Origin of the sequence: Bradyrhizobium sp. NAS80.1 (assembly GCF_001908205.1) — a bacterium.
Lineage (GTDB): Bacteria > Pseudomonadota > Alphaproteobacteria > Rhizobiales > Xanthobacteraceae > Bradyrhizobium.
Window position 1 is genome coordinate 1 of the sequence record NZ_LGHL01000108.1, and the last position, 9,051, is coordinate 9,051.

Genomic DNA, 9,051 nt, shown 5'->3' on the forward strand with positions numbered 1-9,051 from the left:
CCGTCCGCCCGCTACGGCGCTATTTGAGGGCGCGCGTGCGGACGGCTTTGCTCCACCGAGCTACACCATCACTGGGGACACGACCCGTGCACGTCATTTAGATGAACGAATGGAGACTGCGCGAGCGGCATTGTTAGATTGATGAGCAGCCCGCATCGCGCAGCGCACTCTTGCGACAGATAGCGACCTCATTAAATCTTCAGCAGCCGATATGAAGATTTCGCACCCGCTTCGAGCGCGTGATTGTCATTTGCGGACTGACAACACTGTCCCCGCGCCTCGCCGCATGACCGAAGGATGGCAGATCACATGCATGAAGCCATGTCACCGCGACGTCACATTCGCGGTTCGAGGCCTTTCAGCATCGGAGCACTTCGAGCAAGGTAGTCGCCGAGGACTGGTGCTCTTACGAGCTCTTCCACGCCAACCGCGAATTAATCCTCTGTACCACCTCGATGCGCCGATGCCGACCACGGGAAAGAAAGCCAAAGGAAGTCCGCGCCAGAACGCAACAGCATCAGAAGCGGACAATGCCGACTTAAGTGTCTCCGACGCTCACGCAAGATGCCAATGCTCAGATCGATCTTCACCCGGAATGCGGCCTCACTCTGCGAGCGGTCGCAAAATCGCGGATGCCCTTCCGTGTGATGTGAAGTGCAAAAATGCCGCGCTGGATCGCGCCAGCGCGGCTTACGCAAGGTCGGAAATGCCGGCCGATTCGAGATCGGTTCAGGCAGAAGCGTCGCGCGGAACCCTTACTTGACTTGCCCCATTTCCTTGAGGACTTCGTTCGCCACCTTGAAGGCGTCGAGGCCAGCCGGAATGCCGCAATAAACCGTAGCATGCAGCAGCACTTCCATGATCTCTTCGACGGTGACGCCGTTATTAATCGCACCGCGAGTATGCAGCTTGATCTCGGGCGAACGGTTGAGCGCGGTCAGCATGGCCAAGTTCAGCATGCTGCGGGTCTTCTTGTCCAGGCCCGGACGATTCCAGGCATAGCCCCAGCACCATTCGGTAGTGATGTGCTGGAAGGCCATCATGAAGTCATTGGCCGCTTCGATCGACTTATCGACATAGGCGGCGCCGAGGACTTCGCGGCGAGTCTTCAGACCCTCGTCGAACAGGCCGCCGAGGGTGATCGTCTGGTTGTAGCTCATGCTGAGGATCCTTCTTGTTGGAGTGATCGTCTGCCTGCCTTCACCTACTGGTCGGTCAGATACCGAGATAAGCAGCGCGAACGGCCGGGTTTTCATTTAACTCTGCAGATGCGCCCTGGAGCGTGATGCGACCACTATCCAGAACATATCCGCGCGCGGCGACGTCTAGAGCGAGACCCACACTCTGCTCCACGAGCAGAATAGATGTCCCGCCTCGATGAATCTTCACGAACGCGTCGTGCATCTCCTCGACAACCTTCGGCGCGAGGCCGTGACTGGGTTCATCGAGCAGCAGCAGTTTGGGCTGCAGCATCAGTGCGCGACCGACCGCCACCATTTGCTGCTCGCCGCCCGACAGCGTGCCGGCAAGTTGAGACCGTCGCTCCCGCGTGCGCGGGAACAGGTCGAAGATGCGCTCCATCCGCTGCTGCAGGTCGCTCGACGCGCGCGCGGTAAAGGCGCCCAGCATCAGGTTTTCCTCGACGCTCATGTCCGGAAAGACGTGGCGACCTTCCGGAACATGCGCGATGCCGAGCGACGGGACCTCATGCGCGGCGCGCTCAGTCAGATCCACACCGTTGAAACGCAGGGTGCCGCGAACACGCGGGACCAGACGCGAGATCGCGCGCAGGATCGTACTCTTGCCCGCAGTATTGGCGCCGATGATGCAGACGAACTCGCCTTCGCGCATCTCGATATCGATATCGTGCAGGACATCGATGCCGCCATAGCCGGCATTGAGCCTCTTGATCTCGAGCAATGGCTGGGAGGTGGTCATGCGTGGCCCTCCACCGAGCGCCCGAGATAGGCCTCGACCACCACGGGATCGTTGGCGACCTCGCGCGGCGTGCCGTCGGCGAGCAGACGGCCGAAATTGAGCACGAGAATGCGGTCGCAGATTGTCATGATGGCCCGCATGTGGTGCTCGACAACGAGCAGCGTAATGCCGTCATCGCGTAGCTCGCGGATCAGATCCATGATCTCCTGCATCTCGACGGGATTGAGTGCTGCCATGACCTCGTCCAGCAACAGGACCTTGGGATCGGTACATAGCGCACGCGCGAGTTCGACTCGCGCACGTTCCGGAAACGACAGATTGCCGGCCATCTTGTCCGCGACGGATTTGAGGCCGACGCGATCGAGACAGACCAGCGCCCTCTCCCGCGCTGTCTCGACATCGTGCCGCAGCAAGCCGGCGGTCAGCACATTGTCGAGCACCGAACTCTCGGCGAACAGCGCCACGTTCTGGAACGTCTTGGTCATGCCGAGGCCAACGACCTTGTGCGGCTTCAGCCCGACAACGCCGACACCATCGAGCGTGATGGAGCCGGAATCCGGCTTGATCAAGCCGACCAGCGTGCTGAAGAAGGTGGTCTTGCCGGCCCCGTTTGGGCCGATCAGGCCGACGATCTGCCCCTTCGGGACCGAAAACGTCACGTCGGACAGTGCCTGCAGGCCGCCGAAGCGTCGCGAAATGCCGCAAACATCCAGGATCGTCATGATTGCGCTCCTTTGCCGCGAAGCCAAGTGCGCAACGCCTCGATGACGGTCACAAGTCCACGCGGACGCCAGAGGATCACCACGATCAGAATAACGCCGAAGATCAGTTGCGACAGTCCGGCGGCACCGGCGGAGAACAGATCGTTCATCAGCTCCTCGACCGGCACGATGAACAAGGCGCCGAGGATTGGACCGATGGCGGTGCCGACACCGCCAATGATAGCGATCAGAGCGACACGGATCGAGATCGACATCGCGTTGAATACCGTATCGGGATCGAAGAATACGGCGACCTGGGCATAGAGCGTTCCCAGCATGGCTATCAGCACACCGGAAATCACGGCGGTCTGCAGCTTGACCTTGGTGGTATCGATGCCGATGACTTCCGCGGCCGCCGCGTTCTCACGGATGGCGCGCAGCCGGTAGCCCATCGCGCCGCGCCGGATCACTTCGAAAATCGCGGTGACGATGATCAGTGCGATCAAAGCGATATAGGCATGCGGCAGCAGCTGCTTGAACGAGTAGGCCGCAAAGCCCGGCGGAACGAACGGCACCGAAAGGCCAACCGGGCCTCCCGTGAGCGAGGTCCACACATTGGCGATGACGCGCGCCACTTCGCCGAACGCGAGCGTCGCCAGCGCGAAATAGTGCCCCTGCAACCGCATGGTGGGAATCGCGATGATCAGCGCAGCGACGCCACCGAGCGCGCCACCAGCGAACATGCCGAGCCATGGGCTGATGCCGAATTTGAGCAGCAGAATGGTCGAGGTATAGGCGCCGATGCCGAAGAAGGCCGCGTGCCCGAGCGAGAGCTGATTGGCGAGACCGCCGATCAGATTCCACGCCTGCGCCATGGCTGCGAACAACAGGGTGAAGGTGAAGACGCGAATCCAGTACCCGGTCGGATTCAACAGCAGTGGCACGGCTGCCGCGGCAAGAACGATGACGGCAATCGGGATCCAGCGTTTCATCGGCTTGCTCCCACGAGACCCTGCGGCCGAACGGCGAGCACGAGAATGAAGACAAGGAAAAGAATGAGATTCTGCAGCTGGATCGGAAAGAACAGCGCAGACAAGGCCTGGATCACACCGACCGCCAGACCACCGACCACCGCACCAGCGACGCTGCCGAGGCCGCCGAGCACGACCACCGTGAACATCAGAACCACGAACTGACCGCCGACGCCGGGGAAGACCGTAACATAAGGAAGGATGACGGCGCCGCCGAAAGCGGTGAGTCCGACGCCCAGCGCAAAGGCCATCTTGTACATCAGAGCCGTGTCAATCCCCATCAGCTGAGCGGCCATCGGGTTCTGCGCAGTCGCTCGCATCGCACGTCCGAACCAGCTGGTGCGCATGAACCACCACAAGGCAAGACCGCAGGCCAGCGACATTGCGAAGGCGATCAGATAGGGCACGCTGACGAAGAGCGACCCCAGCGACAACGACATCGTCTGATACGACGTCGTCACCGAGCGGAACTGTGATCCGAATGCGAGCAGCGCGCCGTTTTCCAGCACGATCAGCAAGCCGACGGTGAGAAATATCTGCGCAACCGACGGCGCCTTCAGCACGTGCGAGATCAGATGGCCCTGCACCAGCCACCCGAGGGCAAACGCCACTGCAAAAGACAGGGGCGCCGCCAGGACGGGATCGAGACCGAGATAGGCCCAGGCAAACCATGACACGAACATGCCGATCATCAGGAATTCCGCTTGCGCGAAATTCACGATGCCCATCACGCCGTAGGCGAGCGTCAGGCCGATCGAAATGACGGCGTAAACGCCGCCAATCAACAGGCCATCCAGAATCGCTTGAATGAACGACACGATTTTCTTTCGTTACTCCGTCAGAACTTCCACTCGGCCGCGCCCTTGGCCACATCCTTCGGCCAGACGGTGACGAGCTCTTTCTTGCGCCACTGCACCATGACCGGGATGGACGCGACATTGAGACCGGTATTGTCGAACTGTACGGCGCCACCGGTCATCGCATTGGTCCAGCCGCCGGTGAACTTCGCGCCGCGCAGCGCCAGGGTAACGTCCTCGGCCTTGGCCGACTTCGCCTTTTCGATGGCCTGCACCAGCACATCCAGCGCGACGGCGTGCTCGAGCGCCTCGTGCACCATGAAATAGCCGAACCGCTTGCGGAACCGATCAGTGAGGCTCGTATCGAGATCGTAATTGGCCGGAGCGATCGACAACACGCCTTCGGCGAATTCGCCGAGCCCCTTCTCGAAATCCGGAATCACATAACCGGCGGCGCCGCCGATGGCCGGAATGGTGATGCGCTGCTGGCGCATCGTGCGAATGAGCAGCAGGCTGTCATTGAGGTAGGAGACCGGGAAGACCGCCTGAGCGCCAGATGCGCGCAGCTTGTTGATCAGCGGCGTCGTGTCGGTGATGCCAAGCGGATAGGCATCGTCCATGACGAGTTGGATATTCGCCGCCTTGGCCGCGGCGCGCAGACCTTCGGCCTGGGCGGTGCCATAGGCCGTGTCTTCATACATGATGGCGATCTTGTCGATCTTGGTACCCGCGGCCTGCGCGATCGCGACTGTGTAATCGAGCTGGGCCTTACCGAGCGCGGATGCCTTGGCGACGACCTGGAAGATGTTCTTGTAGCCGCGCCCGGTGATCTGGTCGGCGAACGACATGGTGAGCAGCGGAATATCGCGGCGCTCTGTCACTTCCGAGATCGCGATGGTCAGCGACGACGCGAAGGCACCGAGAATGGCGGTGACCTCGTTCTGGCTAATCATGCGCTGGGCGACAGTCCCCGCGGTGGTCGGGGTCGAGGTCGAGTCGGCAACGATCAGATTGATCTTGGCGCCGCCAAGCGACCTGATGCCACCCGCCGCATTGATCTCGTCAGCCACCAGCTCGATGCCATTGCGCGAATTGATACCGAACTGCGCATTGGCGCCGGATAGCGGCATGATCACGCCGATATTGACCGGCTTGGCCTGAGCGCGGGCAGTTGAAGAAATCCAGGGCGCCGCGATCAGCGAGGCCGTCCCGGCCAGAGCCGTGCGGCGATTGATGCCCCCGCGCGTAGATGACGTCTTCGACATGGCAATTCCTCCAAAATGGCGCCCAAGGCTTGCCTGATGGGGAACACAAATCAGACAGGCGGTCAAGCCGCTTGACAGATTGTCTGATAAGCGGTCAATTGACGCATGGCAGAAGATGACTCCGACCTGAACGTCACGCGGGAAACGACCAGCTTGCGTCAGCTGGTGGAGAACCGACTGCGATCTGCGATCGGCAGCGGACGCTTTAAACCCGGCCAGCGGCTGATCGAGCGCGAACTCTGCGAGCAGACCGGCGTCGGCCGGACATCGATCCGCGAGGCACTGCGGCAACTCGAAGCCGAAGGCCTGGTCACAACCATTCCTCACCGCGGTCCGGTCGTGAGCACAATCACGGCTAACGAAGCCGCTCAGCTCTACGATCTCCGCGGCTTGCTTGAAGGTTATGCCGGTCGCGAATGTGCGCGGCGCCGCGATCCCGCGATCATCGCGCGGCTGCGCAAGCAGTTCGTCCGCATGGGAGAGGTCGCCGGCGAGCAGGACCGCAGCAACCTGCTCGCGGCCAAAACCGAATTCTATGCCGCCTTGCTCGAAGGTTGCGGCAACGCCTTTGTGGAGCGCTTCCTGAAGATGCTGCTCAACCGCGTGACGGTACTGCGTATGACATCCATGACCCAGGCAAACCGTATCGGCAACAGCCTGAGCGAGATCGAGAATATCCTCACCGCCATCGAGAATGGCGACGAAGAGGCAGCCGAACGCGCCTGCGTGCTCCACATCCGGAATGCCGCAAAGGTCGCACTCGAGGCACTTGCGCGCAGCGAGTGATCTCAGACAACGCTCCTAACCATCCCCAAGCTCAACAAGACCCCCAGAGGAACGCCAGTGACGAGTACAGCCGCAATCAACCCGCCCGCCAAAGTGACCGTGATCGGCCTTGGCAACATGGGCCGCCCGATGGCTGCCTGCATCGCACGCGCAGGCTTTCAGGTGACGGGCTTCGACCTGTCGGCCGATGCGCGCAGCAACTTCGCGAAGGAGGGCGGCACCGCTGCTTCGACGGTTGATGAGGCGATCTCCGGTGCTGCTGCGATCATTACCCTGCTGCCGGACGGCAAGATCGTGCGCGCCGCCATCGATGGCATCAAGGACAAGCTCGCCAAGGGCACCGTGATCATCGATATGAGCTCGTCCGCCCCGCTCGGCACCCGCGCCCTTGGCGAAGAGCTGATCGCGGACGGCTTCGAATTCATCGATGCACCGGTCTCTGGCGGCGTGAAGCGCGCTATCAATGGCACGCTGGCGATCATGGCCGGCGGCGCCCACGCGACCATCGATCGCGCCGACAAGATCCTGCTATCCATGGGCCCGGCGGCCTTCCGCACCGGTCCGCTCGGCTCCGGTCACGCCGCCAAAGCGCTCAACAATTACGTTTCGGCCGCTGGTCTCGCCGCAGCAGCGGAAGCGCTCGCCATTGGCAGCAAGTTCGGTATCGAGCCGAACACCCTCGTGGATGTGCTCAACGCCTCGACCGGCCGCAACAATTCCACCGAGAACAAACTCAAGCAGTTCATGATCTCGGAAAGCTACGCCTCGGGCTTCGCGATGGCGCTGATGGCCAAGGATATCCAGACCGCCGACGAACTCGCACACCAGATCGGCGTCAAAGCACCGCTGGCCGATGAGATCACGGCCATGTGGAATGCTGCGCTGAAGCAGCTCGGCCCCAAGTCGGACCACACCGAGATCGGACGCTATCTCACTGCGGACAAGTGAGCCGCGCCGATGTCCGTCTTCGAACGGCTCGTCGATCATCTGACGGCGGCGTTCGCCAAGCCGGAAGTGAAAGTGTTTACGCGCGGCCTTTCGCTGCGCGTTCGCTTCACGGTCGGCGACCGCACCCATGACGTTTTCTTTGGCACGCCGCCGGCTCAATCGGACACGACAAGCGAGATCAGGATTGCCGCCAGCGCCGATGATTGGAGGCTGGTGCTGGCTGATCCGGCACCGCCGACCTATCATTCATTCTCGTCGATCCAGCTGCGCAATCCGCGCTTCGCGATCACCGGCGAACCGCTGGCGATCGCGCAGGCCCGCGCTTGCTTCGAAGCGATCTTCGCCAATCTCACGCCCTATGAAGTAGCGGCGCCGCAAGCAGATCTCAGCCGTCTGCGCGGCAGCTATCACAGCGTCGCGGCCTCAACGGGCCGGATAACGCAGATCTACAGCGAACAAGCCGGTACTGGCACACCCGTGCTTTGCCTGCACACGGCGGGAGCCGATACCCGTCAGTTTCACGGCGTGATGTGCGACTCAGCCCTCGGCGACGACTGGCGCCTTATCGGTTTCGACATGCCCTTTCACGGCCGCTCGATGCCACCGGCCGACTGGAGCGGCGATGCGTATCTCCTCGATCAGCGGACCTATCTCGACTGGTGCGTCAGCTTCATCGAACAGGTGATCCGCGAGCCAGTCGTGGTCATGGGATGCTCGATGGGCGCCGGCATCGCCATGGTGCTCGCCGCAGAGCGGCCAGATCTCGTTCGCGCGGTGATCGCTCTGGAAGCACCGCTGCGGCCGCGCGGTCGCCGTAACGACTACCTCACACATGCCAAGGTCAATGGCGGCTGGCATTCCGCTGCCTATGTCCGCGGCCTGCTCGGGCCGCGCAGCCCGGCAGATCTGCGCCGCCGCGCCGCCTATATCTATTCGCAGGGCGCGCCCGGCATCTATGACGGAGACCTCGCCTTCTACTCTGACGAGTTCGACGGCGAGCAGATCGCCAAGCGGATCGATGGCAAAACGATTCCGGTGTCGTTCCTGATCGGCCACTACGATTTCTCGGCAACGGTCGATGACGCGCATCAGCTAGCCGGATGGATCGAGAATGCTCAGGTCATCGAAATGCCGGAGCTCGGGCATTTCCCGATGACAGAGCATCCCGCGGAGATGCTGCGATATCTGCGACCGGTCTTCGCCTCGCTGAAGCCGTAAGAACTGCTGCGCATCGGTTGCGATGCGCCGCAGCTTCCAGCCGGCCTATTGCGGCTCAAGCTTTACTTCCTTGACGATGGTCGACCAGCGATCGACCTCCGACTTGATAAGTTGCTGCAACGCTGCGGCGCCCAGCTCGGATTTCAACGGCGGCTGCGCCGCCATCCGAGCAAGCCGGCGCCGCCCTTTGTTCAATGCTTATTGCTGGAACAGACGCAACAATTCGCACTGCTGTATTTCTCGCAAGTGCAGTTTTGCTACGGCAGATATGGAACCGAAAATGTGGTGCGAGACGTGGTGCGAAAAATTCACCCAGAATGAAATGGGTCATAAATCATTTGAGCGGCCCGAGACATAGGTGACAGAA

9 protein-coding genes are annotated in these 9,051 nt (G+C 61.5%); 3 read left to right on the forward strand and 6 right to left on the reverse strand.

Annotated elements, in window-relative coordinates:
• Positions 1-755: 755 nt before the first annotated feature.
• From AC629_RS23525 to AC629_RS23550, 6 genes are read right to left on the reverse strand one after another with little or no spacing between them, the layout of a single operon-like run.
• Positions 756-1,160 carry a carboxymuconolactone decarboxylase family protein gene (locus AC629_RS23525; RefSeq protein ID WP_084807342.1) on the reverse strand — a complete coding sequence of 135 codons (405 nt, stop codon included), beginning with the start codon at positions 1,158-1,160 and terminating at the stop codon, positions 756-758.
• Positions 1,161-1,215: 55 nt separating this feature from the next.
• Positions 1,216-1,938, reverse strand: coding sequence for an ABC transporter ATP-binding protein (locus AC629_RS23530; RefSeq protein ID WP_143199384.1), 723 nt, complete (start codon positions 1,936-1,938; stop codon positions 1,216-1,218).
• Positions 1,935-2,660 carry an ABC transporter ATP-binding protein gene (locus AC629_RS23535; protein ID WP_084807343.1) on the reverse strand — a complete coding sequence of 242 codons (726 nt, stop codon included), beginning with the start codon at positions 2,658-2,660 and terminating at the stop codon, positions 1,935-1,937. The genes AC629_RS23530 and AC629_RS23535 overlap by 4 nt, the downstream gene beginning before the upstream one ends.
• Positions 2,657-3,631 (reverse strand): branched-chain amino acid ABC transporter permease, encoded by a 975-nt coding sequence (locus AC629_RS23540; protein ID WP_084807344.1) that lies wholly within the window; start codon positions 3,629-3,631, stop codon positions 2,657-2,659. The genes AC629_RS23535 and AC629_RS23540 overlap by 4 nt, the downstream gene beginning before the upstream one ends.
• Entirely contained in the window at positions 3,628-4,488 is an 861-nt protein-coding gene (locus AC629_RS23545; protein WP_084807345.1) for a branched-chain amino acid ABC transporter permease, read from the reverse strand. Before AC629_RS23545 ends, AC629_RS23540 begins: the two co-directional genes overlap by 4 nt.
• Before the next feature lie 20 nt (positions 4,489-4,508).
• Entirely contained in the window at positions 4,509-5,732 is a 1,224-nt protein-coding gene (locus tag AC629_RS23550) for an ABC transporter substrate-binding protein (protein ID WP_084807346.1), read from the reverse strand.
• 105 nt (positions 5,733-5,837) lie between these two features.
• Here AC629_RS23550 and AC629_RS23555 point away from each other — a divergent pair, with 105 nt between their 5' ends.
• The 3 genes from AC629_RS23555 to AC629_RS23565 are packed head-to-tail and all read left to right on the forward strand — an operon-like array spanning position 5,838 to position 8,684.
• Complete coding sequence (locus AC629_RS23555; protein ID WP_084807347.1) at positions 5,838-6,518, forward strand: GntR family transcriptional regulator; 681 nt, start codon at positions 5,838-5,840, stop codon at positions 6,516-6,518.
• A 57-nt stretch (positions 6,519-6,575) separates the two neighbouring features.
• Positions 6,576-7,466: an NAD(P)-dependent oxidoreductase gene (locus AC629_RS23560; protein WP_084807348.1), complete on the forward strand. Its 891-nt coding sequence runs from the start codon at positions 6,576-6,578 to the stop codon at positions 7,464-7,466.
• A 9-nt stretch (positions 7,467-7,475) separates the two neighbouring features.
• Positions 7,476-8,684, forward strand: a complete 1,209-nt coding sequence (locus AC629_RS23565) for an alpha/beta fold hydrolase (RefSeq protein ID WP_084807349.1) — start codon at positions 7,476-7,478, stop codon at positions 8,682-8,684.
• Positions 8,685-9,051 lie beyond the last annotated feature (367 nt).

Bases quoted from the DNA above. Each gene is read 5' to 3' on its own strand.
- AC629_RS23550 (WP_084807346.1), bottom strand. From the start codon at position 5,732: ATGTCGAAGACGTCATCTACGCGCGGGGGCATCAATCGCCGCACGGCT.
- AC629_RS23530 (WP_143199384.1), bottom strand. From the start codon at position 1,938: ATGACCACCTCCCAGCCATTGCTCGAGATCAAGAGGCTCAATGCCGGC.
- AC629_RS23555 (WP_084807347.1), top strand. From the start codon at position 5,838: ATGGCAGAAGATGACTCCGACCTGAACGTCACGCGGGAAACGACCAGC.
- AC629_RS23565 (WP_084807349.1), top strand. From the start codon at position 7,476: ATGTCCGTCTTCGAACGGCTCGTCGATCATCTGACGGCGGCGTTCGCC.
- AC629_RS23525 (WP_084807342.1), bottom strand. From the start codon at position 1,160: ATGAGCTACAACCAGACGATCACCCTCGGCGGCCTGTTCGACGAGGGT.
- AC629_RS23540 (WP_084807344.1), bottom strand. From the start codon at position 3,631: ATGAAACGCTGGATCCCGATTGCCGTCATCGTTCTTGCCGCGGCAGCC.
- AC629_RS23535 (WP_084807343.1), bottom strand. From the start codon at position 2,660: ATGACGATCCTGGATGTTTGCGGCATTTCGCGACGCTTCGGCGGCCTG.